Source organism: Thauera sp. SDU_THAU2 (assembly GCF_038260575.1).
In the GTDB taxonomy this organism is placed as follows: Bacteria; Pseudomonadota; Gammaproteobacteria; order Burkholderiales; family Rhodocyclaceae; genus Thauera.
Genome location: NZ_JBBWUN010000003.1, coordinates 781,135 through 808,070 on the forward strand (window position 1 = coordinate 781,135; position 26,936 = coordinate 808,070).

The 26,936-nt window shown below is 66.8% G+C and carries 21 protein-coding genes and 2 pseudogenes; 13 read left to right on the top strand and 10 right to left on the bottom strand.

Annotated features, from left to right (window positions below; translation table 11 throughout):
• Positions 1–28: 28 nt before the first annotated feature.
• Positions 29–2,734 (bottom strand): bifunctional [glutamate--ammonia ligase]-adenylyl-L-tyrosine phosphorylase/[glutamate--ammonia-ligase] adenylyltransferase, encoded by a 2,706-nt coding sequence (gene glnE, locus AAFL97_RS04715; protein WP_341643943.1) that lies wholly within the window; start codon positions 2,732–2,734, stop codon positions 29–31.
• Between the two features lie 217 nt (positions 2,735–2,951).
• Here glnE and AAFL97_RS04720 point away from each other — a divergent pair, with 217 nt between their 5' ends.
• The 4 genes from AAFL97_RS04720 (at position 2,952) to tldD (ending at position 9,356) form a co-directional block, all read left to right on the top strand.
• On the top strand, positions 2,952–4,664 hold the full coding sequence (locus AAFL97_RS04720; RefSeq protein ID WP_341643944.1) for a YhdP family phospholipid transporter: 1,713 nt from the start codon (positions 2,952–2,954) through the stop codon (positions 4,662–4,664).
• The gene (locus tag AAFL97_RS04725) at positions 4,597–6,906 is read left to right on the top strand and encodes a YhdP family protein (protein ID WP_341647096.1); all 2,310 of its coding nucleotides are present in this window, start codon (positions 4,597–4,599) and stop codon (positions 6,904–6,906) included. Before AAFL97_RS04720 ends, AAFL97_RS04725 begins: the two co-directional genes overlap by 68 nt.
• A 72-nt stretch (positions 6,907–6,978) precedes the next feature.
• Positions 6,979–7,821 carry a carbon-nitrogen hydrolase family protein gene (locus tag AAFL97_RS04730; protein ID WP_341643945.1) on the top strand — a complete coding sequence of 281 codons (843 nt, stop codon included), beginning with the start codon at positions 6,979–6,981 and terminating at the stop codon, positions 7,819–7,821.
• Positions 7,822–7,910: 89 nt separating this feature from the next.
• Entirely contained in the window at positions 7,911–9,356 is a 1,446-nt protein-coding gene (tldD, locus tag AAFL97_RS04735; RefSeq protein WP_341643946.1) for a metalloprotease TldD, read from the top strand.
• 84 nt (positions 9,357–9,440) lie between these two features.
• On the opposite strand, the gene AAFL97_RS04740 is transcribed toward tldD, so the two are convergent.
• From AAFL97_RS04740 to AAFL97_RS04755, 4 genes are read right to left on the bottom strand one after another with little or no spacing between them, the layout of a single operon-like run.
• The gene (locus AAFL97_RS04740; RefSeq protein WP_341643947.1) at positions 9,441–9,626 is read right to left on the bottom strand and encodes a hypothetical protein; all 186 of its coding nucleotides are present in this window, start codon (positions 9,624–9,626) and stop codon (positions 9,441–9,443) included.
• A 21-nt stretch (positions 9,627–9,647) separates the two neighbouring features.
• Positions 9,648–11,045: a sigma 54-interacting transcriptional regulator gene (locus tag AAFL97_RS04745; protein ID WP_341643948.1), complete on the bottom strand. Its 1,398-nt coding sequence runs from the start codon at positions 11,043–11,045 to the stop codon at positions 9,648–9,650.
• Complete coding sequence (locus AAFL97_RS04750; RefSeq protein WP_341643949.1) at positions 11,042–11,566, bottom strand: hypothetical protein; 525 nt, start codon at positions 11,564–11,566, stop codon at positions 11,042–11,044. The genes AAFL97_RS04745 and AAFL97_RS04750 overlap by 4 nt, the downstream gene beginning before the upstream one ends.
• On the bottom strand, positions 11,556–12,977 hold the full coding sequence (locus tag AAFL97_RS04755) for a sensor histidine kinase (RefSeq protein WP_341643950.1): 1,422 nt from the start codon (positions 12,975–12,977) through the stop codon (positions 11,556–11,558). The genes AAFL97_RS04750 and AAFL97_RS04755 overlap by 11 nt, the downstream gene beginning before the upstream one ends.
• Positions 12,978–13,325: 348 nt before the next feature.
• On the opposite strand from AAFL97_RS04755, the gene AAFL97_RS04760 reads away from it, so the two are divergent.
• Entirely contained in the window at positions 13,326–13,913 is a 588-nt protein-coding gene (locus tag AAFL97_RS04760) for a bactofilin family protein (protein WP_341643951.1), read from the top strand.
• A gap of 50 nt (positions 13,914–13,963) precedes the next feature.
• On the opposite strand, the pseudogene AAFL97_RS04765 reads toward AAFL97_RS04760, so the two are convergent.
• Positions 13,964–14,602 (bottom strand): annotated as a pseudogene (locus tag AAFL97_RS04765) (lytic transglycosylase domain-containing protein); the annotation flags it as partial.
• A gap of 2 nt (positions 14,603–14,604) precedes the next feature.
• Complete coding sequence (locus AAFL97_RS04770) at positions 14,605–16,353, bottom strand: proline--tRNA ligase (RefSeq protein WP_341643952.1); 1,749 nt, start codon at positions 16,351–16,353, stop codon at positions 14,605–14,607.
• 170 nt (positions 16,354–16,523) lie between these two features.
• Between AAFL97_RS04770 and AAFL97_RS04775 the strand changes: the two genes are divergently transcribed.
• The 3 genes and pseudogenes from AAFL97_RS04775 to coq7 all read left to right on the top strand — a co-directional run bounded on the left by AAFL97_RS04775 (position 16,524) and on the right by coq7 (position 18,273).
• Entirely contained in the window at positions 16,524–17,081 is a 558-nt protein-coding gene (locus AAFL97_RS04775) for an RNA pyrophosphohydrolase (RefSeq protein WP_263461887.1), read from the top strand.
• Between the two features lie 42 nt (positions 17,082–17,123).
• The gene (locus AAFL97_RS04780; protein WP_341643953.1) at positions 17,124–17,654 is read left to right on the top strand and encodes a CNP1-like family protein; all 531 of its coding nucleotides are present in this window, start codon (positions 17,124–17,126) and stop codon (positions 17,652–17,654) included.
• A pseudogene (coq7, locus tag AAFL97_RS04785) lies at positions 17,654–18,273 on the top strand (2-polyprenyl-3-methyl-6-methoxy-1,4-benzoquinone monooxygenase). The gene AAFL97_RS04780 and the pseudogene coq7 overlap by 1 nt, the downstream one beginning before the upstream one ends.
• A gap of 88 nt (positions 18,274–18,361) precedes the next feature.
• Here the strand turns inward: coq7 and AAFL97_RS04790 are convergent.
• Complete coding sequence (locus AAFL97_RS04790) at positions 18,362–18,781, bottom strand: OsmC family protein (protein ID WP_341643954.1); 420 nt, start codon at positions 18,779–18,781, stop codon at positions 18,362–18,364.
• 592 nt (positions 18,782–19,373) lie between these two features.
• Between AAFL97_RS04790 and rplM the strand changes: the two genes are divergently transcribed.
• From rplM to erpA, 4 genes are all read left to right on the top strand, one after another.
• Entirely contained in the window at positions 19,374–19,802 is a 429-nt protein-coding gene (gene rplM, locus AAFL97_RS04795) for a 50S ribosomal protein L13 (RefSeq protein ID WP_068636128.1), read from the top strand.
• A gap of 13 nt (positions 19,803–19,815) precedes the next feature.
• The gene (gene rpsI / locus AAFL97_RS04800) at positions 19,816–20,208 is read left to right on the top strand and encodes a 30S ribosomal protein S9 (RefSeq protein ID WP_263461892.1); all 393 of its coding nucleotides are present in this window, start codon (positions 19,816–19,818) and stop codon (positions 20,206–20,208) included.
• Between the two features lie 193 nt (positions 20,209–20,401).
• Positions 20,402–21,439: an N-acetyl-gamma-glutamyl-phosphate reductase gene (gene argC, locus AAFL97_RS04805; protein ID WP_341643955.1), complete on the top strand. Its 1,038-nt coding sequence runs from the start codon at positions 20,402–20,404 to the stop codon at positions 21,437–21,439.
• Positions 21,440–21,530: 91 nt separating this feature from the next.
• Positions 21,531–21,881 carry an iron-sulfur cluster insertion protein ErpA gene (gene erpA, locus AAFL97_RS04810; RefSeq protein WP_263461894.1) on the top strand — a complete coding sequence of 117 codons (351 nt, stop codon included), beginning with the start codon at positions 21,531–21,533 and terminating at the stop codon, positions 21,879–21,881.
• 69 nt (positions 21,882–21,950) lie between these two features.
• Here erpA and AAFL97_RS04815 read toward each other — a convergent pair whose 3' ends face one another.
• The gene (locus tag AAFL97_RS04815; RefSeq protein ID WP_341643956.1) at positions 21,951–23,987 is read right to left on the bottom strand and encodes a TonB-dependent receptor; all 2,037 of its coding nucleotides are present in this window, start codon (positions 23,985–23,987) and stop codon (positions 21,951–21,953) included.
• A 319-nt stretch (positions 23,988–24,306) separates the two neighbouring features.
• Positions 24,307–25,533 (bottom strand): peptidoglycan DD-metalloendopeptidase family protein, encoded by a 1,227-nt coding sequence (locus AAFL97_RS04820; protein WP_445954524.1) that lies wholly within the window; start codon positions 25,531–25,533, stop codon positions 24,307–24,309.
• A 188-nt stretch (positions 25,534–25,721) separates the two neighbouring features.
• Here AAFL97_RS04820 and tyrS point away from each other — a divergent pair, with 188 nt between their 5' ends.
• Positions 25,722–26,921: a tyrosine--tRNA ligase gene (gene tyrS, locus AAFL97_RS04825; protein WP_341643958.1), complete on the top strand. Its 1,200-nt coding sequence runs from the start codon at positions 25,722–25,724 to the stop codon at positions 26,919–26,921.
• Positions 26,922–26,936: the final 15 nt, after the last annotated feature.

Sequence of the window (26,936 nt, forward strand, 5' to 3'; positions counted from 1 at the left end):
CGATGACGTTTATATTGCAAGTCGTCCGTCATTCGCCGAAGACCTGCTGCCACAGCGCGACGACCGGCGCGCGTGCGGCTTCGGCTTCGCCGGGCGGGACGCGCGAGGGCAGTTCGTTGAGCCGCTGGCGGTGCTGCAGGCGGCGCAGTTCGCGATAGCTGTCGGCGCAGGCGGCGGCGAGTTCGGCCGGGATCAGGCCGAGTTCGCCGGCGATGCGCAGCAGCGCGATGTTGCCGAGGTTGCCGGTGAGTCGGGGGTGGGCATGGGAATGGCCCAGCACCAGGTACTGGATCAGGAATTCGACGTCGATCAGGCCGCCGCGGTCGTGCTTGAGATCGAAGCGTTCGGGGTCCTTGCCAGCGTGGGCGTCGCGCATCTTGTGGCGCATCGCCAGCACTTCGGCGCGCAGCGTGTCGAGTTCGCGCGGCAGGCGCAGCACCTCGTCGCGGATGCGCTCGAAGGCGTCGCCGATGCGGCGGTCGCCGGCGGAGAAGCGGGCACGGGTCAGCGCCTGGTGTTCCCACACCCAGGCCGATTCGAGCTGGTATTTGCGGAAGGCTTCGAGCGACACCGCGATCATGCCGGATTCGCCGTTGGGGCGCAGGCGCAGGTCGGTTTCGAACAGCAGGCCCGCGGCGGTCCGGCTCGACAGCCAGGTGTTGGTGCGCTGGGCGAGCCGGGTGTAGACCTCGGCGGCTTCGGGCGCGTCGTCGTCGTAGAGGAAGACGATGTCGAGGTCGGAGGCGTAGCCCAGTTCCTTGCCGCCGAGCTTGCCGTAGCTGATGACGGCGAAGGCCGGCTGCTCGCGGTGGCGGATCTTGATCCGGCTCCAGCAGCGCGGCAGCGTCAGGTCGAGCATGATGTCGGCCAGTTCGGAGAGGTGGTCGGCGAGCTTCTCCACCGTCAGCAGGCCGGCGATATCCTGCGTCAGCAGGCGGAAGATCTGGGCGTGGTGCTGTTCGCGCATCACGTCCATCTGCCGCTCCATGTCGGGTTCCAGCGCTTCGAGTTCGGCATCCAGGCCGGCACGGAAGGCCTGCCAGTCCGGTGTGGCTTCCAGGCTGCGGGTGTCGAGCATTTCGTCGAGCAGGATGGGGTGGCGCGTCAGGTACTGCGCGGCCCAGCGCGACGCGCTCATCAGGTCGGCGACGCGGCGCAGCGCCTGCGGGTATTGCTGCAGCAGCGCGAGGTAGGCGCCGCGGCGGCCGATGGCTTCCATCAGGTCGAGGCAGCGGGCGAGCGTGTCGTCCGGCTCGGGGGTGGCCGCGGCCGCTTCGAGGATGCGCGGCATCAGCGCGTCGAAGCGGCTCTTGATGTTGTTCGGCAACTGGCGGTAGCGCGGGCTGGCGTGGATCGAGGCCAGGCGTTCGGCAGCTTCGCGCGGCCGGCGGTAGCCCAGCTCGCCCAGTTCCGGGACGACGCTGTCCACATCCTCGGCGCCGGCCCAGGTGGCGTCCAGGCTGTGATCCTCGTCGGAAGGATCGCCGAACACGCTGTCGAAATGCCGGCTGACCGCCGCACGGTGGGCGTCGAGCGCCGCCAGCAGGGCTCCATGGTCGGCGAAGCCCATCGCCTGCGCGATCAGCGCCTGGTCGTCCTCGCCGGCGGGCAGGTCGTGGGTCTGGGCGTCGTCGAGGTATTGCAGGCGATGCTCCAGCCGGCGCAGGAAGACGTAGGCGGCCGTCAGCTCGGCCACCGCCTCGGCCGCCAGGATGCCGCGTTCGGCCAGTTGCGCCAGCACGCCCAGGGTCGGGCGGATCTGCAGCGCGGTGTCGCGGCCGCCGCGGATGAGCTGGAACACCTGGGCGATGAACTCGATCTCGCGGATGCCGCCGGGGCCGAGCTTGACGTTGTTGGCGCGGTCGCGGCGGGCGACTTCGCGCCGGATCTGCGCGTGCAGCTCGCGCATGGCGTTGATGGCGCCGAAGTCGAGGTATTTGCGGAACACGAAGGGGCGGGCGATGTTGCCCAGCTCGGTCCAGCGCTCGCCCAGCATCACCCGCGCCTTGATCCAGGCGTAGCGTTCCCATTCGCGCCCCTGGGTGACGAAGTAGTTCTCCAGCATGTCGAAACTGCAGACCAGCGGGCCCGAGTCGCCGTTGGGGCGCAGCCGCATGTCGACGCGGAACACCTGGCCGTGCTCGGTGATCTCGGCCAGCGCCTTGATCAACTGCTTGCCCAGGCGCTCGAAGAACTCGTAGTTGCTGATGATCTTGGTGCCGCCGGTGTCGCCGTCTTCGGGATAGATGAAGATCAGGTCGATGTCCGAGGACACGTTCAGTTCGCGGCCGCCGAGCTTGCCCATGCCGATCACCAGCAGTTCCTGCTCCCAGCCGGTGGGCGACAGCGGCTGGCCGTAGCGTTCGACCAGTGCGGCGCGCAGCACGTCGTGGGCATGGCGCACGGCGACTTCGGCCAGTGCCGTCATGGTTTCGGTGACTTCGGCCAGCGGCGCACCGCAGCACAGGTCGCGCACGATCAGGTGGCACAGCACCCAGATGCGGAGCTGGCGCAGGGCGGGGCGCAGCGCGCTGTCCGGATCGCCGAAGACCGCTTCGCGGGCGGCGATGAAGGCCTCCATGCGGCGTGCGTCGATCGGGCCGCCGATGCTGGCTGCCAGCGCCTCGCCCAGCCAGGGCTGGCTGTCCAGCATGCGGCCGAGGTAGCGGGAGAAGCGGCGGGCGTCGTGCACCGCCTGTGGCAGTGCCGGCAGGGCGTCGGGGGAGGCGGGCATGGCGGTTCCGGTGCCTTGGTCTGATCGTTGATAGAATGTCGGCCCCGCGGCGAATGGCGCTGGCGGGCGCCGGCTGCGCGAGCATGCGTAGTGTATCCGGGCGCCGCCGTCTCCGTGCGTGCCGACGGGTGCCCGGGAGCGGGGCTGCGCGTGATCCTGCGTGCTGCGGCCGTCCGTTCTTCCCGAATTTCGGCTCGGCAAGCCGCTGCGATGCTGCATGAATCCGCTTTCCGAACCCCTTCCCGAATCGCCCGCGCCGGAGTCGCCTGCGGCTCGGCGCGCCCGGCGTTCGCGCGCGGTGCTGGGCCGGATCGGCAAGGCGCTGGTATTGGGCTGGATCGTCGTCGCCGGCGCGATGCTGTTGCTGAGGCACGTGGTGTTGCCCGCGGTCGGCGAGTTCCACGACGAGATCGCCGGCATTGCCGGGCGTTCGCTCGGCCTGCCGGTGGCGATCGAGGCGATCGACGGCGACTGGGCCGGCTGGCGTCCGCGCCTGGTGTTGCAGCGCGTCACCTTGTCCGATGCCGAGGGCCGGCCTGCGCTGCATCTGCCCCGGGTCGACGCCACGCTCGCGTGGACGTCCCTGCTGCGCGGACAGGCGCATTTCCACCGGTTGGAGATCACGGCGCCGGAGCTGAGGCTGCGGCGCGATGCGGATGGGCGGGTGTTCGTCGCCGGCCTGCCGGTGGCGGACGGCGAGGGCGATGGCGGCGGGCTGGACTGGCTGCTGGCACAGCGCCAGATCGTGATCCACGATGCCGTGCTGCGCTGGGACGATCGCCTGCGGGCGGCGCCGGAGCTGGTGCTGGAAAACGTCGAGCTGCGCCTCGACCAGCGCTTCGGCCAGCGCCGTTTCGCCCTGCGTGCCCAGCCGCCGCAGGCGCTGGCGTCGACGCTGGACGTGCGCGGCGAACTGCAGCGCCTCGATGCCGATGCGCCGCTGTCGCTGGCCTCGGCCGGGCGGCTCTACGTTTCGCTCGACCGCGCCGACCTGGGGGGCTGGCAGCCGTGGCTGGATTATCCGTTGCCGCTGCAGGGCAACGGCGGCGTGCGCGCGTGGCTGGAGTCGCGGCAGGAGGGGCGCTTCGCGCTGCCGAGCGGCCTGGGGTTCGGTCAGGCGGCCGGGCGCGGCTGGGCCGTGACGGCGGATCTGGCGCTGGACGGAGTGCGCACGCAACTCGGCAACGGCTTGCCCGAGCTGCTGCTGGAGCGCCTGGACGGGCGCCTGAGCGTCGAGCGCGCGGCCGACGAGTATCGCCTGAGCACGCAGGGCCTGGCGCTGCGTACCGCCGATGGGCCGGCGCTGCCGCCGACCGATCTCGAACTGCAGTTCAGGGGCGAGGAGTCCGGCGAGCAGGGCGGGCGGCTGGCGGCCAACCGGCTCGATCTCGACACCCTGGCCCGTCTGGCCGCTTTCCTGCCGCTCGACGAGGCCGTGCGCGGCCGGCTTGCCGCGCTCGCGCCGCAGGGCCGGCTGGAGGCCTTGAGCTGGCGCTGGGACGGGGCGCCGGCCGAGCCTCGGGCCTGGGCGGCGTCGGCACGCTTTGCCGGGCTGGGGCTGCTGGCGGGAGACGGCATGCCGGGCCTCGGCGGCCTGAGCGGCATGTTCGACGGCGACGAGCAGGGTGGCCGCTATCGGCTCGACAGCCGCGACGCCCACCTCGATCTGCCGGAGGTGTTCGAGTCCGGGCGCCTGCAGTTCGCTCTGCTGCGTGCCGAGGGCGGCTGGCAGCGGCGCAGCGGGCGGCTCGAGATCACCCTCGACAGCGCCCAGTTCGACAATGCGGATGCGGCCGGCAGTGCTTCCGGCGTCCTACCGGCCGCTGGCCGGCAGCGCGGGGGAGATCGACCTGCAGGCCCGGCTGACGCGCGCCGAGGGCCGTGCGGTGTGGCGCTATCTGCCGCGCGTGGTGGGGCAGGAAACGCATGACTGGGTGCGCGATGCGATCCGCCGCGCCGAGGTGCCGGAAGCCAGCTTGCGGCTGCGCGGCGCGCTCGACGATTTCCCGTTCCGCGATGGCAATGGCGAGTTTCGCGTCGCCATCCGGGTGGTCGATGGCGTGCTCGACTATGCCGAAGGCTGGCCGCCGATCGAAGGCATCTTCGGCGAAGTGCGCTTCATCGGCCCGGGAATGCGCATCGAGGCGCCGCGCGGCCGCATCTTCGGCGTGGCGCTGAGCGATGTCGTCGTCGACATGCCCGAGCTGGACACGGCGCTCTCGGATCTGATGACCATCACCGGCAAGGCCGCCGGATCGACTGCCGACTTCCTGCGTTTCGTCTCGCAGAGCCCGGTATCGGCCCGCATCGGCGGCTTCACCGACGGCATGCGCGCCGAGGGCAGGGGGACGCTCGACCTGCGCCTGGAGATGCCGCTGGAGAACGTCGATGAGAGCAGGGTCGCCGGCGAGTACCGCTTCGGCGCCAACCGGCTGTGGCTGGTCGAAGGGCTGCCGGTGCTCGAAGGCGCGGCGGGCCGGCTGCGCTTCACCGAGGACAGCCTGTCGATGCCCGAAGGGCGGGCGCAGTTCCTCGGCGCGCCGGCCCGCATCACGGCGCGCACGCTGGACGACGGCACCGTCCGCTTCGATGCCGGCGGCGTGGCGAGTGCCGCGGCGCTGTCGGCCGCCTGGGAACTGCCCTTGCTGGCGCATCTGTCGGGCAGCACGGCGTGGAAGGCCCAGGTCGGTGTCAGCGCGGGCAGCGTGCATGTGGGCGTGGAGTCGGATCTGGCCGGACTGGCGTCGAGCCTGCCCGCGCCGCTGAACAAGAACGTGGGTGAAAGCTGGCCGCTGAACGTCCGCTTCGATGCGCCGGGCGGGGCCGCAGCCCGAAGCTTGAAGCTGGATCTGGCGGAGGAGAGCGGCATGCCGCTGCGGGCCGAACTGCGCTGGCCGGCCGACGGGCCGATGCGCGGCGGTCTGGCGCTGAATGCCGCACCGACCGCCGCGCTGCGGCTGGCCGAGCGTGGCTTGCGGGTGGAAGGGCATTTCGATGCACTCGATGCCGACGCCTGGCGCAGGACTTTCGACGCCGAAGCCGGCGGCGGTGATGGAACGGGGGCGCTGTCCCTGCAGGTGGCCGAGCTGTCGCTGCAGATCGGCCGCCTGCAGATTTTCGGCCAGACGCTGAATGGTTTTGCCCTGCACGGCGTCAGCGATGCGGGTGGCTGGAAGGCGCGCATCGACAGCGACCGCGCCACGGGGGAACTCGACTGGCGCGACAGTGGCGCCGGCGCCCTCCACGCACGTTTCGAACGCCTGAGTATCGGCCAGGCGCGGGACACCGAGGAAGGCGGCACGAACGAGGCAACTGCGGCGGTGGCGGACACCGAGGCGCCGCCGCGCCGGCTGCCGGCGCTCGACGTGGTCGCCGAGCAGTTCGTGCTGGGCGGCAGGGAACTCGGCCGGCTCGAAGTGTCCGCGCGCAACCGCGCCGGGGCATGGCAGCTCGAGCAGTTCGGGCTTCGCAATGCGGACGGGCAGTTGAACGGCAGCGGTGAATGGCGCACCACGGGCCGGCAGTCGACCCGGCTCGATTTCGACCTGCAGGTGGAGGACATCGGCCGCTTCTCGCAGCGCCTCGGCTACGACGACGTGGTGCGGGGCGGCAAGGCCACGCTGGGCGGCCAGCTGCGCTGGCAGGGCGCGCCGACCCGCATCCACTATCCGACGCTGGCCGGCCGCATGGAACTTTCGGCGGAAGCGGGCCAGTTCAACAAGCTCGAACCCGGTGTCGGCCGCCTGCTGGGCATCCTCAGCCTGCAGGCCTTGCCGCGCCGGATCACGCTCGATTTCCGCGACGTGTTCTCGGCAGGATTCGCCTTCGACGGCATTTCCGGTAGCATCGACGTGGCCGATGGCGTGATGCGTACCGACGATCTCGAGATTCGCGGACCGGCGGCACGCGTGCGCATGCGCGGCTCGGCCGATGTCGAGGCCGAGACCCAGGACCTGCGTGTCGCGGTGCAGCCCACGCTGTCGGAGTCGGTCGCGATCGGCGCCGCCGCGGGCCTGCTGAACCCGGTGGCGGGCGTGGTGACCTATCTGGCGCAGAAGGCGCTCAGCGACCCGATCGAAAAACTCTTTGCCTATGAATATGAAATCACCGGCACCTGGGCCGATCCCGCCGTCCGGCGCCTCGGTGCTGCGCAGCCGGCGCCGGCCGAATGAGATGCCGGACGGCCGGTCCGTGATCTGCCGCGCTTTTCAGCTTTGACCCCACCCGAGATTGCCAGGCCCTGCATGAACGAACCGTCTTCTTCCGTATCCGTATCCGCTTCCGGCAGCGCGCGTGTCGCTGCCATCCAGATGGTGTCCGGTCCCGACGTGGCCGGCAACCTCGAAACCGCCGCCGGCCTGGTGGCCGAGGCCGCCGCTGCCGGTGCACGCCTGGTGGCGCTGCCTGAGTACTTCCCGCTGATCAGCGCCGACGACCAGGCCAAGGTCGGCATCCGCGAGACCGATGGCAGCGGGCCGCTGCAGGACTTCCTCGCCGGACTGGCGAGCCGGCACGGCGTCTGGCTGGTGGGCGGCACGGTGCCGCTGGTGGCCGAGGCCGACGACAAGGTGCGCAACAGCACGCTGGTGTATGACGATGCCGGCCGGCGCGTGGCGCGCTACGACAAGATCCACCTGTTCGGCTTCCAGCGCGGCGGCGAGCGCTACGACGAGGCGGCGACGATCGAGCCGGGCGCCACCGTGTGCAGCTTCGATTCGCCCGTCGGGCGCGTGGGGCTGTCGGTGTGCTACGACCTGCGTTTTCCCGAACTCTTCCGCGCCATGGGCGAGCTCGACCTGATCGTGCTGCCGGCCGCCTTCACCCACACCACCGGCCGGGCGCACTGGGAAGTGCTGCTGCGTGCCCGCGCGATCGAGAACCAGTGCTACGTGATGGCGCCGGCCCAGGGCGGGCGCCATCCGAGCGGACGCGTGACCTGGGGCCACAGCATGATCGTCGACCCCTGGGGCGAGGTGCTCGCCTGCCGCGACGAGGGCCCCGGCGTGGTGCTGGCGGAAGTCGATGCCGGGCGCATCGCGGCCGTGCGCGAAAGCCTGCCGGCGCTGCACCACCGTTGCCTGGGTTGAATCCCCGGCCGAGTACATCGAACCTGAATCGGGCGCGATCGTTTGTGCGCCCGGCCGGTCCAACCCGGCAAGGAATCCAAGGACCCAGCATGAGCAAGAGCCAGAATCCGCTGAAAACCGCCGACCGCTACCTGTTGTCGCCCCATGGCCTGGGCGAGGCGGAGTTGGAGAAGACCTTCCGCAAGCTGATGCGCCACGACATCGACTTCGCCGACCTGTATTTCCAGTACCAGCGCTCCGAGGCCTGGAGCCTTGAGGAAGGCATCGTCAAGTCGGGCAGCTTCGACATCGAGCAGGGCGTGGGCGTGCGTGCGATCAGCGGCGAGAAGACGGCTTTCGCCTATTCGGACGACATCTCGCTCGACGCGCTGCTGGACGCGGCCACCGCCACCCGCGCGATCGCCGCCGCCGGCGAGCGCCGCAGCGTGAACATCGTGCCGCACAAGCTCAAGTCGCGGCTGTACCGTGGCGACGATCCGCTCGATTCGCTCGACGATACCGCCAAGGTCAGGCTGCTGGAGCGGCTCGAGGGTTTCGCCCGCGCCGAGGATCCACGCGTCACCCAGGTCATGGCGCACATCGCCGGCAGTTGGGAAGTGGTGATGGTGGCGCGCAGCGACGGCCACCTGGCGGCCGACGTGCGGCCGCTGGTGCGGGTGTCGATCACCGTGATCATGGAGGAGGACGGCCGCCGCGAGCAGGGCAGCGGCGGTGGCGGCGGGCGCTACGACTATGGCTATTTCAGCGACGAGCGGCTGCACGAGTATGCGCACGCCGCAGTGCACCAGGCGCGCGTCAACCTCGGTGCCGATCCGGCACCGGCCGGCAGCATGCCGGTGGTACTGGGGCCGGGCTGGCCGGGCATCCTGCTGCACGAGGCGATCGGCCACGGCCTGGAAGGTGATTTCAACCGCAAGGGCAGCTCGGCCTTCTCGGGCCGCATCGGCCAGCAGGTCGCGGCCAAGGGCGTCACCGTGGTCGATGACGGCACGCTGCCGGACCGCCGCGGCTCGCTGTCGATCGACGACGAAGGCAATCCGACCCGGCGCACGGTGCTGATCGAGGACGGCATCCTCACCGGCTACATGCAGGACATGATGAATGCCCGTCTGATGGGCATGACGCCGACCGGCAACGGCCGGCGCGAATCCTTTGCCCATCTGCCGCTGCCGCGCATGACCAACACCTACATGCTGAACGGCGACAAGGACCCGGAAGAGATCATCAAGTCGGTGAAGAAGGGCTTGTACGCGGTGAACTTCGGCGGCGGCCAGGTCGACATCACTTCGGGCAAGTTCGTGTTCTCGACCGCCGAGGCCTACCTGATCGAGGATGGCAAGGTCACCCGCCCGGTCAAGGGCGCGACCTTGATCGGCAACGGCCCCGATGCGCTGACCAAGGTGAAGCTGATCGGCAACGACATGCGGCTCGATCCCGGCGTCGGCACCTGCGGCAAGGATGGCCAGAGCGTGCCGGTGGGCGTCGGCCAGCCGACGCTGCGCATCGACGGGCTGACGGTGGGCGGTACGGCCTGATTCGGATCGTCAGGCGGGGGAGCGGGGCGCTTGTCTCCGCTCCCCCGCGGCTTGCCGTTTCCCCATGCACCCGATGAGCCTGGTTCAGCTCTGGACCGGCTTGCTGATCTTGTCCTTGGTGCCGCCGGCGTCGTGCTTCTCGCCGCTGCAGTTGCTCGGCACGTCGATCTCCACGCTCGGCAGCAGGCTGGTGGCCTGGGCCGGGGTGCAGATGGCGTAGGCCAGCGCGGTGGTGGTGATGAGGGTGGCGATCGTCTGGCGCTTGATCATGGTGTAACTCCTTTGGGCTGTTCAGCGTTCGACATCCGGACTGCCGCCGCGGAACAGGTCGGGCGTCAGGCCGTGGCGCTGCAGCAGGCGGTAGAACTCGGTGCGGTTGCGTTCGGCCAGCCGTGCAGCGTCTGACACGTTACCCGCAGTCAGTTTCAGCAGCTGTATCAGGTAGTTTCGCTCGAAGCGGCGCTTGGCTTCGGCATAACCGAGTGCTTCGATCGGCTGCACGCGCAGCGCGCGTTCGACCAGGCTGCGCGGGATCAGCGGCGTCGTCGCCAAGGCGCAGACCTGCTCGATGACGTTCTGCAGCTGGCGCACGTTGCCGGGCCATCTGGCCATGGCCAGCGCTTCGAGCGCGTCGGCGGCGAAGCCGCTCAGCTCCTTGCCGTACTTCCGTGCCACCTGGCGCAGGAAGTGCTCGGCCAGCAGCGGGATGTCTTCGCGGCGTTCGCCGAGCGTGGGCAGTTCCAGGCTGACGACGTTGATGCGGTAGTAGAGGTCTTCGCGGAACTGGCCGGTGGCCAGCGCGGCATCGAGGTCGCGATGGGTGGCGGACAGGATGCGCAGATCGACCGGTTCGGCGCGGGTGGCGCCTACCGGGCGTACCGCGCGCTCCTGCAGCACGCGCAGCAGCTTGACCTGCAGCGACGGCGGCATGTCGCCGATCTCGTCGAGGAACAGCGTGCCGCCATGCGCGGCCTGCACCAGGCCGGTGTGGTGGCTGGTGGCGCCGGTGAAGGCGCCGCGGACATGGCCGAACAGTTCGGATTCGAGCAGGGGCTCCGGGATCGCGCCGCAGTTGATGGCGACGAAAGGCGCGGCGGCACGCGGGCTGGCGCGGTGGATGGCGTGGGCGAGGAGCTCCTTGCCGGTGCCGCTGTCGCCGCGGATCAGCACGCTGGCGTCCGATGCGGCAACCAGCCTGGCCTCGTCCAGCAGCGCGTGCATGCGCGTGCTGTGGCTGATGATGTCGGCCCGCCAGCCGTCGTCCGCGGCATGGCCGGCAGCAGGCGCGGGAACGCCGAGCTGCAGGGTCTGGGCGATGCGCGTCAGCAGCGCCTGGCTGTCGAAAGGCTTGGTCAGGTAGCCGGCGACGCCGCGCGAGGTGGCTTCGACCGCATCCGGAATCGTGCCGTGGGCGGTGATCAGGATGACGGGCAGGGCCGGGTGTTGCTGGCGGATTTCATCGAACAGGGCGAGGCCGTCGCCGTCGGGCAGGCGCACGTCGCTGAGCACCAGGTCGAAGCGCTCGGTGCCGAGCCGGCTGCGCGCTTCGACGGCGGATGCGGCGGTGGCGACACGATAGCCGCTGGCCTTCAGGCGCATCGACAGCAGCCGCAGCAGGTCGGTGTCGTCGTCGACCAGCAGCACGCGCTGCGCGCCTGGCGCCTCGACGGGAGGGTGGCGCCGGCTCACTGGGAACGCGGGCGCGGCGCGGCCGGCACCGGCGGCGTCAGGCTGCGCTCGATTTCGGCCAGGGCATCGAGCTTGCGTTGCAGTGCTTCGTTGCGCTGTTCGCTGTCCTTGAGTGCTTCGGCGCTTTGTTCGAGCTGCTGGCCGAGGCGCTCGTTGAGCCCGGCGAGGCGCTGGCGCTCCTGAACCTGCTCGAGCAGCGCACGTGCGTATGGATGCAGCGCACGCGATTCGGCGTCTTCGGCGGCCAGCAGCCCCTGCAGCAGGCTTCGGGCGCGCGGCAGGTTGGATTGGCGCGGCCTGGCGGCGCGGATTGCCGCCTGCATGGTCTGCTCGGCAGTGGTGGCCTGTGTTTCGCCGTGGTGCGAAGCGCCGTCTTCGGCCTTGTCGAGGTGGGGCAGCGCGGTGCAGCTCGACAGCAGCAGTGCGCCCAGCAGCAGGAGCAGGGCGGCAGGCGAGGTGCCGGACGAAGTGGCGGGTGCGATGGCGCGTGGCATCGGGCTCGGATGGAGGTCAGGTCGCATGGGGGAGTTCGACTCGGAAATGGGCGCCGCGTTCGACCGGAAGCGCGGAAACCTTGCCGTGATGCGCGGCAATGAATTCCCGCACGATCGCGAGGCCGAGACCGGTGCCCTTGGACGTGCGCTCGTCCGGATGGCTGCCCTGGAAGAAGGGCTCGAAGATGCGTTCGGACTCTTCCGGCCGGATGCCGGGGCCGTCGTCGATGCAGTCGATGAGCACTTTCTCGTCCTGCGCAGACAGCTCGACCCGCACCTTGCTGCCAGTCGGGCTGAAGCCGACGGCGTTGGCGATCAGGTTCGACAGCGCGATGCGCAATTTGCCGGGGTCGGCGCGCACGAGCGGGGCGTCGCCGACGATGTCGATCGCCACGCCGCGCGCCTGCGCCTGCAACTGCAACTCGCTGGCGACTTCGCGCACCATCGGCAGCAAGGCGCTCGGCTGCAGGTCGAGGCGGCGGGAGTCGAACTGGATGGCGTTGTAGTGCAGCAGCTGTTCGATGCGTTCCTGCAGGGCGCGCGTATTGTGCTCGAGGATGGCCGTGACTTCCTGCTGCTCGGGCGTGAGCCGGCCGAGTACGCCGTCCGCGAGCAGCGAGACGCCCTCGCGCAGCGAGGCGAGCGGTGTCTTGAGTTCATGGGAGACGTGGCGCAGCACGCGATTCCGGTTCGCTTCCAGTTCGCTCAGGCGCACGCGCAGCCAGTCGAGCTGCTTGCCGACCCGGCGCAGATCCGCCGGGCCGTCGATGCGGATGGCCTGGTTGAGGCGGTTCTCGCCGAGGTCAGAGATGCCCCGTTCGATGTGGCGCAGCGGGCGCAGCAGCCACCAGCCGGTCAGTGCGGCAAGGACGACGGACAGTGCCAGTGCGCCGAGAATCTGCCGGGTCAGCTGTTCGCGGCGCTGGTCGAGGGTGTCGAGCAGCTTGCCGTTGCTGTCGATGATGTGCGTGCGAACGGCCTGGGCCAGGTCGTCGTTGAGCCGGGCCAGCTCCGCGAGGGCGGTGGCTGCAGCCTGGCTGCGCAGCTCGAGGGGGACGGCGGTGGCATCACCCGCCACCGCGGCCTCGGCTGCTGCGGCCTGTTCGCGCCATTGGGAGGCGAGCGGGGCGGCATCGGCCAGCTGCGCCTCGATACGGGCCAGGGCGGCGAGGGCTTCGGCGCGGGCGCCGTTGAAGCGTTCGAGGAAGGAGATTTCCTCATGCACCAGATACTGGCGGGCGCCGCGCTCGAAATCGACGGTCCGTTCGGCGAGTTGCTGCATGTCGCTGTTGAGCTCGAGCAAGGCGGCTGCACTGCGACGGCTGTCGCGGGCGAAGCTTTCGAGGTCGAGCCAGCCGCTGATGGCTGCGGCGCTGAGGATGGCGACGATCGACAGGAAGCTCGCGAGCAGAGTCGAACTGAATGACGGACGCAGCATTTTTCTTGGTGCTCTGCGGAAAAGTACGGACTTCATGATTCTAGCGAGCCATGAGATCGCTGGCGCAGGCAAATCGGCCGGGTACGGGCAATTTCCGTAGCCTGTCGCTTCAATGTGACACTGGAAAATTTTTTGATAACAGCCGTTTGCGACGATTGGGTCGAATCAATGTCGGGCTGAGGCGACAGAATCGGTGCTGCGATGGCGGCACGAAGACGGCGCATTGCCATGCCCTGGCTTTCAAGCGTTTGAAATCACTCGGGAAAGAAATCCGTGGCATGAGGCTTGCGAATGGGCTGGAGGTTCAGCAACCGTGTCGGACGGTTGAAGCCAGTCCAAGGAGATGCCATGTTCAACAAGCCGAATCTTTTTCCGAAGCAGACCGAATCCGTTGGCCAGCGCTCCACGCCGACGCGACCCGCAACGATGGGGAGCAGCGTTTCCCCGTCCAGCGTGGCCTCGTCTTCCGACTCGGCGCAGGAGGTGACCAGGGTGGATTCGGCGAAATCCGAGCCCGCTGCGCCGGTGGAGGCCGCGACGGGTGGTAGCCGCCTGATCGTCGGGCCCGACGTCAAGCTGAAGGGCGCCGAGATCCTCGATTGCGATACCCTGGTCGTCGAAGGCCGGGTCGAGGCGACGATGGACAGCCGCGTCATCCGAATTGCCGAGAACGGTTCCTACGAAGGCACGGTCGGCATCGATGTCGCCGAGATCCACGGCCGCTTCGAAGGCGAGCTGACGGCCCGCGAGCAGTTGATCATCCATGCCACCGGCCGGGTCAGCGGCAAGATTCGCTACGGCAAGATCCTGATCGAGGAAGGCGGCGAAGTGTCCGGCGATGTGCAGTCGCTCGCCAAGGCGGGAGCGAAGGAAGGGCTTCGCGCGGTCGAGAGCCGCGGCAACGACAGCAAGCCGATTGCGGCGGTGGCCGGTTGATGTCGCAGCGGGGGTGCGTGCCACCTCCGCGGATTCGATTTCCACTCCGTGGGAGTGAGCGTGCTGGAGCTGGCAGCGAGCCGTTGGGCCTGCCAGCTCCATTGTTTTTCCCACGCCGTGCGCACCAGGTTCGGGTAGCCCGGCTTGCCCAGGCTGCCGTTGTAGCGGCCGAGCGCGCGGAAGAGATCGCCTTTCTCGATGTCGAGATAGTGGCGCAGGATCGTGCAGCCGTAGCGCAGGTTGGTGCGCAGGTGGAACAGGTTGTCGTCCGGCCGCTCCATGACCTTGAGCCAGAACGGCATCACCTGCATGTAGCCGCGCGCGCCGGCCGACGAGATCGCGTATTTGCGGAAGTTGCTTTCGACCTGGATCAGGGCGAGCACCAGTTGCGGGTCGAGGCCGGCACGGGTGGCTTCGTAGTGGATGCTGGTCAGCAGCTCGTTGCGGTAGTTGAGGTCCGGAATCCGCTTCTGCAGCCGGCGTGACATTTCCGCCAGCCACTGCGCGCGCTCGCCAGCGTCGGGAATCGGCAACATCGGTGCCACTGCGTCGCTGACCGCTTCGTGCAGTGCCGCGCGCACGCTGGCGGCCAGCGGTTCGTACTGTTGCGCGCCGGCCTGCACCGCGTTGCCGGCCAGCGCGAACAGCAGCGCGGCGGCGGTGCGGAGCAGGGCCGACGGGTGGTGCATGCTCAGGCCTTGCCGAGCAGGGCCAGGATGCGGGCCGCGATGTCGCCAGCGGCGAATTTGGCGGCCTCGGCGTCGCGCCGGCCTTGGTATTCCACCAGGCCTTCCTTCAGCCCGCGGTCGCCGATGGTGACGCGGTGCGGCACGCCGATCAGCTCCCAGTCGGCGAACATCACGCCGGGGCGTTCGTCGCGGTCGTCGAGAATGACATCCACGCCCTGTGCCAGCAGGGTGTCGTAGAGCTTCTGTGCTTCGTCGCGCACGGCTTCGGACTTGCCCCAGCCGACCGGGCAGATCACGACTTCGAAAGGTGCGATCGCCAGCGGCCAGATGATGCCGCGGGCGTCGTGGTTCTGCTCGATCGCGGCACCCAGGATGCGGGTCACGCCGATGCCGTAGCAGCCCATCTCGAAATGCTTGGGTTTGCCGTCCTCGTCGAGGAAGGTGGCGTTCATCGCCTTGGAGTACTTGGTGCCCAGGTAGAACACGTGGCCGACCTCGATGCCGCGCTGGATCGCCAGCATACCCTTGCCGTCGGGCGAGGGGTCGCCTTCGACGACGTTGCGGATGTCGGCGACGAGGTCCGGTTCGGGCAGGTCGCGGCCCCAGTTGACGCCGGTGAAGTGGTAGTCGGCGTCGTTGGCGCCGCAGATGAAGTCGGCCATGTCGGCGACCGTGCGGTCGGCGACGATCCTGACCGGTTTCTTCAGCCCGATCGGGCCGAGGTAGCCCGGCTTGCAGCCGAAGTGCGCGAGGATTTCCGCCTCGGTGGCGAAGCGGAAGCCGGCCTTGAGCCCTTCCAGCTTGCCGGCCTTGACTTCGTTCAGGGCGTGGTCGCCGCGCACCAGCAGCAGCCAGACGGTGACGCCGGCCGGCTCGCCCTTGTCGTCGACGTCGTCGGTGGCCAGCACCAGCGACTTGACCGTGGTGGCGAGCGGCGCGCCGAGCAGCTCGGCGACGTCCTCGCAGGTGGCCTTGCCGGGGGTCGGGGTCTTCTCCAGCGCCTGTTTGGCTTCGCCGCGGCCCGGCAGCAGCGACACGGCTTCGGCCAGCTCGATGTTGGCGGCGTAGCTGGAGTCCGGGCAGTAGACGATGGCGTCTTCGCCGGTGTCGGCGATGACCTGGAATTCGTGCGAGCGGTCGCCGCCGATGGCGCCGGTGTCGGCGGCGACGGCGCGGTACCGGAGGCCGAGGCGGTCGAAGATGCGCGTGTAGGCGGCGAACATGCTGTCGTAGCTGCGGCCGGCGGCTTCTTCGCTGCGGTCGAAGGAGTAGGCGTCCTTCATCGTGAACTCACGGCCGCGCATGATGCCGAAGCGCGGCCGGCGCTCGTCGCGGAACTTGGTCTGGATCTGGTAGAAGTTGCGCGGCAGCTGGCGGTAGCTCTTCAGTTCCTGGCGGGCGATGTCGGTGACGACTTCCTCGGAGGTCGGCTGCATCGCGAAGTCGCGCTCGTGGCGGTCCTTCAGGCGCAGCAGTTCCGGGCCCATCTTGTCCCAGCGGCCCGTTTCCTGCCACAGCTCGGCGGGCTGCACCAGCGGCATGGTCAGCTCCATCGCGCCGGCGCGGTTCATTTCCTCGCGGATGATCGTCTCGACCTTGCGGATCGAGCGCAAGGCCATCGGCATGTAGCTGTAGATGCCGGCCGCGGCCTTGCGGATCATGCCGGCGCGCAGCATCAGCTTCTGGCTGACGACTTCGGCGTCGGAGGGGGCTTCCTTGAGGGTGAACAGATGGAACTGGCTGGCGCGCATGAGAGTCTTCAGTCTGGAAAGGCGTTGTCGAACGCGCGATTCTAGCGCAAGGCACCGCCTGTAAAGGCTTGTATCGGGTATGGTGGATCGATGCACGCCGATGGTGCGCTTTCAAAGCGCACCCAAGTGTGAAAAAATCGACGTCAATCAACCGAATTTGAAGGTTAGTCATGCTTGATCGTGAAGGCTTTCGCCCGAACGTCGGCATCATTCTGGTAAATGCGCGCAACGAGGTTTTCTGGGGCAAGCGCATCCGCGAACATTCCTGGCAGTTTCCGCAAGGTGGCATCAAGCACGGCGAATCGCCGGAGCAGGCGATGTACCGGGAACTGTTCGAGGAAGTCGGATTGCGTCCGGAGCACGTCAAGATCCTCGGCCGCACGCGGGGCTGGCTGCGCTACGAAGTGCCGCGGCACTGGATACGGCGCGAATGGCGCAACACCTATCGTGGACAGAAGCAGATCTGGTTTCTGTTGCGCTTGGTGGGGCGTGATTCCGATGTCTGCCTGCGTGCGAGTTCGCACCCGGAATTCGATGCCTGGCGATGGAGCAATTACTGGGTGCCGCTGGAGGCGGTGATCGAGTTCAAGCGGCAGGTGTATCAGATGGCACTCGTCGAACTGGCGCGCGTGCTGTTCCGGTCGCGCAACTTCGATCTGCCGGAAAGCTACCGCCTGCCCGAACCCGAGCGGCCGGTGCCGGTGGTCCTCGGTGCGTCGCAGCGCTGAGCCCTGACTGAGGCTATCTCATCTCCCTGGAGGCTGCTGGGATTGAATTCACGTGTACGTAGTGCCGTCGGCGCGGGGCTTGCCGCGCTGACCCTGGTTTCCGGCAGCGCCCTGGGGGGCTTGCTGTTCGACGAGGATCCCGACTGGAAGGAGGCCGAGGTGACGATGCCGCCGCCGGTGGACGATGCCCGCTTGCGGGCTTTCTTCGTCAGCAGTGCGTCGCCGAACAGCTTCTTCGTCGATGAAGGCAGCATCAGCGTCGGCGAGGACCGCGTGGTCCGCTACACCCTGGTGGTACGCACGCCCAGCGGTGCGGAGAACATCACCTACGAAGGCTTGCGCTGCGCGACCGGCGAGCGCCGGATCTACGCCAGCGGGCGCCGGAACGGCGAATGGACGCCGATGAAGAAGAGCGACTGGCAGCCGATCAGTGACAATAACTACAACCGTCCGCAGGCGGCGCTGGCGTACGAGCATTTCTGCGACGGGCCGGCCGCGCCGCGCGATCTCGAGCATGCTCTGCGCCTGTTGCGCAATCCGCTGCACCGCTCCAGCACTTACGGAGTCCGATAATGATCGATACCGCCATCATCGAATTCGACAAGGCGCTGCGCACGGTCTTCGCGCCGGCGCGCAGCATTCGCGCAGTCCCGGGCGAAGGCCTGCCCGAGGCGGAGCTTGACGAGGCGGAGCGTCGCCATGCCGCGGCGCTGATGCGGATCAACCATGTGGGCGAGATCTGCGCCCAGGCGCTGTATCAGGGCCAGGCGCTGATGTCGAGGATCCGTCGCTGCGCGATGCGCTGAGGCAGGCATCCCAGGAGGAAACCGAGCATCTTGCATGGACCGAGCGCCGCATCGCCGAGCTCGGCGGCCGCAAGAGCCTGCTCAATCCCTTGTGGTACGGCGGCGCGCTGGGCCTCGGCCTGCTGGCGGGCCGTTTCGGCGACCGCTGGAATCTGGGCTTCCTGGCCGAAACCGAACGCCAGGTCGAGAACCATCTGAAGGGACATCTCGAAACCTTGCCGGCAAACGACCAGAAATCGCGTGCGGTCGTCGAGCAGATGAAGCTCGATGAGGCCGAACATGCCGAAATGGCGATCCGGCTGGGCGGGCATGAACTGCCCGCGCCGGTGAAGGGGGCGATGAAGCTCGCCTCCAAGGTGATGACGACGCTGACCTACCGCATCTGAACCCGGGTAACCGAGCGCCAGCGGGCGGCGAAGCGGGATGGGTCGGACCCATCCCGCTTCGCCGCCCGGAGTGACGGCTCTACGAAGCTCAGTCCGCCTCGACGATCTCGCACTCGTGGGTGATTTCCGCGGTCTTGCCGAGCATGATCGAAGCAGAGCAGTATTTTTCCGCGGACAGGTGGATGGCGCGTTCGACGGCTTCGCGCTTCAACTGGCGGCCGCTCACCGTGTAGATGAAGCGGATGCGGGTGAAGACTTTCGGATCGGTATCCGCCCGCTCGGCTTCCAGGCGGACGCTGCAGCCGCGTATGTCGTGGCGGCCGCGCTTGAGGATCAGCACCACGTCGAAGGCCGTGCAGCCTCCCGCGCCGGCCAGCATCAGTTCCATCGGCCGCGGTGCGAGATTACGGCCGCCTGCTTCCGGCGCGCCATCCATCGCGACGAGGTGGCCTGAGCCGGTTTCGGCGATGAAGCTCATGCCATCGGACCATCTGATCGTGCATTCCATGTCTTTCTTTCCTGTTCGAGAGCTGTGAACCGCCGGGGAGGGCCGGGCGCTGTTGGCGCGGATTCTACCGGAGAGCAGGCGGGTGAAGCTTTCCAGGCCGTGCGGGTCTGTCAGCGCGGCCATCGTATGGGACAATACGGAGCCGTATTCTTGCAGTGCACAAATAAAGCTCCTGAAGAGGGAGCGAGCACCCTGCCGTCGGAAGCCGATGCTGCCTTATGGCAGTAAAAAAACGATTAAAATCAATCAAATGTAGCTTGATAAGCCCGTCTTATCAAAAAATCAAAACATTTATAGTGCAATGCACAAAATTCCGCTTGCAGGGGCGGGGTGGAGTCTGGATAATGCACCTCAGTCGGATCGCTGACGCGGCAACAACGACGCGCCGATCCAAATGGTGTCTCCTCCACCCTCCTCCTTTGGTGTGGATTTAACGCAGTCCTCGCGGACTGCGTTTTTTTTCGCCCGCACTGCTCGAATGCTATCGGTGCTTCGTTTAGTGATTGACAGGGGAGTAGTGCTCCCATTAAGCTTGCGAGCTTTCCGTTTGACGGCCTGAATGTGTCCGGCCTGACAAAAATCGAGGTTTTACATGAAGACGTTTTCTGCCAAGCCGCACGAGGTCAAGCGCGACTGGTTCGTTGTCGACGGCACGGACAAGGTGCTTGGCCGTCTTGCCGCCGAAGTCGCCCGCCGTCTGCGTGGCAAGCACAAGGCCATTTACACTCCGCACGTTGATACGGGCGACTTCATCGTCGTCGTCAACGTCGAAAAGCTGCGCGTGACCGGCAACAAGGCGCAGGACAAGAAGTACTACCGTCACTCGGGCTACCCGGGCGGTATCTACGAAACCAACTTCACCAAGCTCCAGCAGCGCTTCCCCGAGCGCGTGCTCGAGAAGGCGGTGAAGGGCATGCTGCCGAAGGGCCCGCTGGGCTACGCCATGCTGAAGAAGCTGAAGTGCTATGCGGGTCCGTCGCATCCGCACACCGCTCAGCAGCCGCAAATTCTCGAGATCTGACAGGAGCCGATAAATGGCTGTGACTTACAACTACGGAACCGGCCGCCGCAAGACCGCGGTTGCCCGTGTGTTCATCAAGCCGGGCACCGGCAACATCGTCGTCAACGGCAAGCCGGTCGACGAGTTCTTCTCGCGTGAAACCGGCCGCATGATCGTGCGCCAGCCGCTGGTGCTGACCGGCAACGAAGGCAAGTTCGACATCATGGTGAATGTCACCGGTGGTGGCGAATCCGGCCAGGCCGGTGCCGTGCGTCACGGCATCACCCGTGCGCTGGTCGACTACAACGCCGAGCTGAAGGGCGAACTGCGCGTCGCCGGCTTTGTGACCCGCGATGCCCGTGAAGTCGAGCGTAAGAAGGTCGGTCTGCGCAAGGCGCGCCGTGCCAAGCAGTTCTCGAAGCGCTGATCGCTTCTGGCTGCATGCGGAAAGCCGTCCCGAGGGGCGGCTTTTTGCTTTTTGCATTCCCCTGCCGCAGTCGAGGATATCCCGGGTGTTCGTGTGCCGGACACGGCACTTCGGCGTCATCGCTTCTTCATTGTCCTTGGCCGCCGGGGTGAGATAATCGATGCTAGGTCCTGACTCGCAAAAAGGAAACGAGATGATCAAGGTAGGTGTTGTCGGCGGTACCGGTTACACGGGCGTGGAGTTGCTGCGCCTGCTTTCGCGTCATCCGCAGGTGGAGCTGACCGCGATCACGTCGCGCGGCGAAGCCGGCATGCCGGTCGCCGAGATGTTTCCGAGCCTGCGCCGCCGTGTCGATCTGAAATTCGTCGCACCGCAGGATGCCGCGCTCGACAAATGCGACGCGGTGTTCTTCGCCACGCCCAACGGCATTGCGATGAAGCAGGCGGCGGAACTCGTCGCCGCCGGTGCCCGCGTGATCGACCTGGCCGCCGATTTCCGCATCCGCGACGTGGCCGAATGGCAGAAGTGGTACGGCATGGAGCATGCCGCGCCCGAACTGGTCGCCGAGGCGGTGTATGGCCTGCCCGAAGTGAACCGGGAGCAGATCCGCAAGGCGCGCGTGCTGGCGAACCCGGGCTGCTACCCGACTGCCGTCCAGCTCGGCTTCCTGCCGCTGGTCGAAGCCGGCCTGATCGATACCGATCACCTGATCGCGGATGCCAAGTCCGGCGTGTCCGGTGCGGGGCGGAAGGCGGAAGTGCATACGCTGCTGCCCGAGGCTGCCGACAGCTTCAAGGCCTACGGCGTGCCGGGGCACCGCCATCTGCCGGAAATCCGCCAGGGCCTGTCGCTCGCGGCGAAGCAGGCGGTGGGCCTGACTTTCGTGCCTCACCTGACGCCGATGATCCGCGGCATCCATGCCACCTTGTATGGCCGGATCAAGCAGGGTATCGAACTGCCCGACCTGCAGGCCTTGTTCGAGCAGCGCTATGCGGGCGAGGCTTTCGTCGACGTGATGCCGGCGGGGAGCCATCCCGAGACGCGCTCGGTGCGGGCGTCGAATCTGTGCCGCATCGCGGTCCATCGTCCGCAGGGCGGCGACACCATCGTCGTGCTGTCGGTCATCGACAACCTCGTCAAGGGGGCGGCCGGTCAGGCGGTGCAGAACCTCAACATCATGTTCGGTTTCGATGAGGAAGCCGGGCTGGACATCGTCCCGGTCAGTCCTTGACGGGAACCTCGGGCACGGAGCACGATCCGAACCTTTCAAGCGCAGAGCGGATGGGCCCATCATCCGCCGCATCCCCTACAGAGGAGAAACCATGAGCGCAGAAGTCGCAACCCCCGACATCCTGGTCTTCACCGACAGCGCGGCCAACAAGGTGCGCGAGCTGATCGAGGAAGAAGGCAATCCCGAGCTGAAGCTGCGCGTGTTCGTCAGCGGCGGCGGCTGCTCGGGCTTCCAGTACGGCTTCACCTTCGACGAAGAGGTGAATGAGGACGATACGACCTACGAGAAGAATGGCGTGATGCTGCTGATCGACTCGATGAGCTACCAGTACCTGGTCGGCGCCGAGATCGATTACACCGAAGGCCTCGAGGGCTCGCAGTTCGTGATCCGCAACCCGAATGCCACCAGCACGTGTGGCTGCGGTTCGTCGTTCTCGGCCTGAGCATTCTCCGGTCGCAGGAACAAAGCGGGGGCGCCTTGGCGCCCCCGTTTCGCTTGGCCGGGGCCGGGGTCAGAACAGATAGCTGGCGTTCAGCAGCACGGTGCGCGGCGTGCCGGGCATGCTGCTGGAGCGCCAATAGTCCTTGTCGGTGAGGTTGGTGACGGCCAGCGTGATGTTCCACGGCAGGCCGCGATAGCCGATCAGCGCATCCCAGCGGGTATAGCCGGAGCGCTCATAGAGGTTGTCGATCGCAGTGTAGTAGGGCCCTTTGTAGGTCAGGCCGACTTCGCCGTACCAGCTGTCGTTGGGACTGTAGCGCAGGAAGAAGTTGCCGTTCTTGCGTGAGCGGCTGGCTTTGTATTTCCCTTCGTTGGCCGGGGTGGTGACGTCCTTGACGACCTTGGGCTCCTGGTAGCCGAGGCCGCCGCGCACGTACCAGTGCCGGCTGATACGCCCGGTGAGGCTGAACTCCACGCCTTGGGTGCGTTCCTTGCGGCCCACCGCCCAGGTGTAGGGATCGTTCTCGGGGTCGGGACGATAGCGGATGTTGAGCAGCGTGAGGTCGTACACCGCCAGTTGGCTGCTGAGCTGTCCGTCCAGCCAGTCGCTCTTGATGCCGATCTCGTATTGTTCGCTGCGCTCGGGTTCTTCGTTGAATACGGCGTCCTCGTTGGTGCTGATATTCAGGAAGCCGTTGCCGCCGTAAGGCGCGAAATTGCGACTGTACGACATGTACAGGCTGTGTTCGTCGATCGGCTGCCAGATCAGGCCGGCGCGCGGACTCACGTTGCGGCCGTCGTACTTGCGCGAGGCGCCGGTGTTGAGATTGGTCGACTTGAACTCGTAGTCGTCCTGGCGGATGCCGAGCAGGAGCTTCCACTGCGGCGTCAAGGTGATCAGATTCTGCGCGTACAGCGCCACTGCATGGGCCTCGTGCTCGCTGTTCGTCGGCACGGCTCCGCGCGGAACCTTGGGCAGCGACCATACCGGGTTGAACGGGTCGATCGCGAGCGGGTAGGCGATCGAGGGGTCGGAAGTGGCTCCGGAGGTGGCCAGGCGCGGATGGCGCAGTTCGTCGGTGTATTCGACGCCGACCAGGATGTCGTGCTTGATCGGGCCGGTGTCGAACTTCCCGGTGAGATCCAGCGTGTGGGTCCTGGTTTCGTTCGAGGTGATCTGCCAGCTACGCGTGAACGTCATCTTGCCCGGATTGCTGCATGCGCGGCCATTGCTCAGCCTGCCCTCCAGATTGCAGTAGCTGCCTGCATACAGGTGGTCGAAATCCTGGTTGGCCTTGCGCTGTGCCGCGGTCCATTTGACCGACCAGTCATCGGCGAAATCGTAGGTCAGCACCGAACGGAACATGCGCAGGCTGTCCTTCACGTAGTCGTCCGGGTGGGCAAATGCCTGGCGACGGGAAAGGCCGTCGGGCAGGTTGTCGTAGGACGGTGCGCGGTCGGGGCGGCGCCACACGTCATCGTGCGTGTACTGGGCCAGCCAACTGAAACCGTTGTGCGTGTCGACGAGGATGCTGGGCGAGTACATGATGTTGCGGCTCTCGATGCCCTTGCGAAAGCTGTCCGCCTCCTCGTGGTCGGCGGTGAGGCGCACCACCACGTTGGGATGGATGATGCGGTTGATGTCGATGGTGCCGCCGCGGTTGTCCCATGATCCGGCACGCAGATTGATGCTGCTGATGGCGTCGAAGCGTGCCTGCTTGCTGACCATGTTGACCACGCCGCCGCCGCTGCCGCGCCCATACAGCACGGAGGCGGGGCCTTTCAGGATCTCGATGCGTTCGATGTTGGCGGTGCTGCGCCGTACCTGGCCGCTTTCGCGAATGCCGTCGCGATACATGTCGCTGCTGCTGGCATCGAAGCCGCGGATCACGATGCCCTCGCCGCGCATGTCGTAGCTGGCGTCGATGCCGGGAATGCCGTCCAGCATGACGCTGAGGTCGTTGATGCCGTAGCTCTTGTATTTGCCGACTTCGATGGTGTCGACGGTGGCGGGGATGTCGCGCAGCGGCGTCGCCGTCTTGGTCGCGGTGGAGACGGTCGCGGGGCGCACGTCGTCCGGGTCGTAGGCCTGGGCGTCGACGGTCACCGTCTTCAGGGTTGCTGCTGTCGGGGTGTTTGCAGAATCATCCTGCGCTTGCAGGGGGCCAGCACCAAATGTGCCCAGGCAGGCCAGGGTCAGAAGTGCCGGGCGCGATCGGCGTGTCGGGCGCGAAGCTCGGGTTGAGGTCATTGCGGCTCTCGTTATGTGGATGACAAACAGATGCAGTCATTAACAGGAGCGCATTTTTAATGGAGGTGATGTTGATAATTATTTACTGGTTCGGTCGCACGGAACCCGATGATCACAGCCGTTTCGTCTGCAGCCGATTCGAATGGCGGGCAGCAGCGCTACTGCCCGCCGTGCTTCAGTCTGCTCTGGCCAGTTCGTAGTTGAGCAGGGCGAAGCGGTTACGCAAGTGGGCCGTGTCGCGCCGGAACGCAGCCAGTTCCTTGGGGCCCAGCGAGTCAGCCATCGGCAGTGCGACCGTCATCGGGTCCTGGGCGATGTTGTTGATGCGGACTTCGTAATGCAGGTGGGGGCCGGTCGACCAGCCGGTGGAGCCGACGTAGCCGATGATGTCACCCTGGCTGACTTCCTTGCCCTTGTGCATGCCCTTGGCAAAGCCGTGAAGGTGGGCATAGGCGGTGGAGATGCTGCCGCGATGCTTCAGGATGACGATGTTGCCGTAGCCGCGCTGCGTGGCGGCAAACTCGACGACGCCGTCCGAGGTGGCCTTGACCGGGGTGCCCGTCGGCGCGGCGAAATCGGTGCCTTTGTGGTCGCGCCAATTGCGGTTGAGCGGGTGGATGCGGCGGCCGAAGCCCGAGCTGATGCGCGAGAACTCCAGTGGCGAGCGCAGAAAGCCTTGCTGCAGGCTGCGGCCGTCATCGGAGTAGTACTTTTCCTTGCCGCTCGGACCGCGGTACATCACCACGGCGTAGCGCTTGTCCTGGTTGATGAATTCGGCTGCCAGGATGCGGCCGGCGCGGACGGCGTTGCCGTCCTGGTAAATCATTTCATAGACGACGTTGAAGCGGTCGCCCTTGCGCAGGTCGGTATGGAAGTCGATCTCGGTGCCGAAGATATCGGCAAGCTGGGTCGCAACGTTGTCGGGTACGCCTGCGGCATCGGTTGCGCCGTACAGCGAACTGCGGATCGTGCCCGAGCGCATCTCGACGAGCGTGCTCTGCGCGGCGACTTCGGACTCGCGCAGCTGGAGCGTGCCATCGTCCTTGCGTTCGACCACCAGGCGCTGTTCGCCATTGCCGACCGGCAGGCTGAACGAAGCCAGACGGCCGTCGGCATGCACCATCGCCGTGACCGAGCGGCCGGCGCGCAACTGGCGGACGGCCTGTTTGCCCTCGTCCGAGGTGGTCAGGAAGGACAGTGCTTCACTGTCCTCGATATTCAGGCGGCGGAACAGCGACGGCAAGGAGTCACCGGGCTGGATGCGCTCGCTGTGCACGAAAGGCAGGTCGGTTTCGGTGTCGATCGCCACGCGGGGGGCGGGCAGGGTTTCGATCACCGGGCGCACGACGATGCCGGCGGTATCATTGCCGGGTGCGACTGCGGTTGCTGCCACGACGCCCATCATGGAGACACCCACGATGCCTGCAAGCAGCCAGGGGCGGGGACGGGTGAGGAGTTGTGTCGGCAGTTCGGCTAGAATTCTGGTCTTTCTCGCCTGCATGAGCTTACCTGGGCCAGGATCGGCAGAAAATTTCCGGAATTCTAGCAAATGTGCCCTTGCATTCGGGAGAATATTTTTGGAGAAATCGAATGACTGATGTTCAGGCCGCCATGGAGCTGATCAAGCGCGGCTGCGATGCATTGCTGATCGAAACCGAGCTTGCCGAGCGGCTCGAGAGCGGGCGCCCACTGCGCGTCAAGGTGGGCTTCGACCCGACCGCGCCCGACCTGCATCTCGGCCACACGGTGGTGATCAACAAGATGCGCCATTTCCAGGAACTCGGACATCACGTCATGTTCCTGATCGGCGACTTCACCGGCATGATCGGCGATCCGAGCGGCAAGAACACGACGCGGCCGCCGCTGTCGCGCGAGCAGATCATGGAGAACGCCAGAACGTACGAAGAGCAGGTGTTCAAGATCCTCGATCCGGAGAAGACCGAGATCTGCTTCAACTCCAGCTGGATGGAAGGCCTCGGCACGGCCGGCATGATCCGCCTGGCGGCGCAGCAGACCGTGGCACGCATGCTGGAGCGCGACGATTTCGCCAAGCGCTACAGCAACAACCAGCCGATCGCGATCCACGAGTTCCTCTACCCGCTCTGCCAGGGCTACGACTCGGTGGCGATGCGCACCGATGTGGAACTGGGCGGAACCGACCAGCGCTTCAATCTGCTGATGGGGCGCGAGCTGCAGAAGCACTACGGCCAGCCGCCGCAGTGCGTGCTGATGATGCCGCTGCTCGAAGGCCTGGACGGCGTCAACAAGATGTCGAAGTCGCTCGGCAACTACATCGGCATTTCGGAGGCGCCGAAGGAGATCTTCGGCAAGACGATGTCGGTGTCCGACACCCTGATGTGGCGCTATTACGATCTGCTGTCCTTCCGTTCCACGACCGAGATCGAAGGCCTGAAGCGCGAAGTGGAGGGCGGCCGTAACCCGCGCGACGTCAAGGTGATGCTGGCGCAGGAACTGGTTGCCCGCTTCCATGGCACGAAGGCCGCCGAGGATGCGCTGGCCGATTTCGAGGCACGTTTCCAGCGCAACGCGATTCCGGACGACATCCCGGAGGTGACGGTGCCCGCTGGCGCCGAAGGCATCGTGCTGTTCCAGGTGCTGAAGCAGGCCGGGCTGACCGGCAGCACGTCCGAGGCGATGCGCATGATCGATCAGGGCGCGGTCCGCATCAACGGCGAGCGTGCCGAAGACAAGGGTCTGCTGCTGCGCACGGGCGAGAAGGTGGTGCTGCAGGTCGGCAAGCGCAAGTTCGCGTCGGTGGTGCTGGCTTGAACCGCAGCCTGTACC

Excerpts from the sequence above, each read along its gene's own strand:
- glnE (WP_341643943.1), bottom strand. The coding sequence starts at position 2,734 with ATGCCCGCCTCCCCCGACGCCCTGCCGGCACTGCCACAGGCGGTGCAC.
- AAFL97_RS04720 (WP_341643944.1), top strand. The coding sequence starts at position 2,952 with ATGAATCCGCTTTCCGAACCCCTTCCCGAATCGCCCGCGCCGGAGTCG.
- AAFL97_RS04730 (WP_341643945.1), top strand. The coding sequence starts at position 6,979 with ATGAACGAACCGTCTTCTTCCGTATCCGTATCCGCTTCCGGCAGCGCG.
- tldD (WP_341643946.1), top strand. The coding sequence starts at position 7,911 with ATGAGCAAGAGCCAGAATCCGCTGAAAACCGCCGACCGCTACCTGTTG.
- AAFL97_RS04740 (WP_341643947.1), bottom strand. The coding sequence starts at position 9,626 with ATGATCAAGCGCCAGACGATCGCCACCCTCATCACCACCACCGCGCTG.
- AAFL97_RS04750 (WP_341643949.1), bottom strand. The coding sequence starts at position 11,566 with ATGCGACCTGACCTCCATCCGAGCCCGATGCCACGCGCCATCGCACCC.
- AAFL97_RS04755 (WP_341643950.1), bottom strand. The coding sequence starts at position 12,977 with ATGCTGCGTCCGTCATTCAGTTCGACTCTGCTCGCGAGCTTCCTGTCG.
- AAFL97_RS04760 (WP_341643951.1), top strand. The coding sequence starts at position 13,326 with ATGTTCAACAAGCCGAATCTTTTTCCGAAGCAGACCGAATCCGTTGGC.
- AAFL97_RS04770 (WP_341643952.1), bottom strand. The coding sequence starts at position 16,353 with ATGCGCGCCAGCCAGTTCCATCTGTTCACCCTCAAGGAAGCCCCCTCC.
- AAFL97_RS04775 (WP_263461887.1), top strand. The coding sequence starts at position 16,524 with ATGCTTGATCGTGAAGGCTTTCGCCCGAACGTCGGCATCATTCTGGTA.
- AAFL97_RS04790 (WP_341643954.1), bottom strand. The coding sequence starts at position 18,781 with ATGGAATGCACGATCAGATGGTCCGATGGCATGAGCTTCATCGCCGAA.
- rplM (WP_068636128.1), top strand. The coding sequence starts at position 19,374 with ATGAAGACGTTTTCTGCCAAGCCGCACGAGGTCAAGCGCGACTGGTTC.
- rpsI (WP_263461892.1), top strand. The coding sequence starts at position 19,816 with ATGGCTGTGACTTACAACTACGGAACCGGCCGCCGCAAGACCGCGGTT.
- argC (WP_341643955.1), top strand. The coding sequence starts at position 20,402 with ATGATCAAGGTAGGTGTTGTCGGCGGTACCGGTTACACGGGCGTGGAG.
- erpA (WP_263461894.1), top strand. The coding sequence starts at position 21,531 with ATGAGCGCAGAAGTCGCAACCCCCGACATCCTGGTCTTCACCGACAGC.
- AAFL97_RS04820 (WP_445954524.1), bottom strand. The coding sequence starts at position 25,533 with ATGGGCGTCGTGGCAGCAACCGCAGTCGCACCCGGCAATGATACCGCC.
- tyrS (WP_341643958.1), top strand. The coding sequence starts at position 25,722 with ATGACTGATGTTCAGGCCGCCATGGAGCTGATCAAGCGCGGCTGCGAT.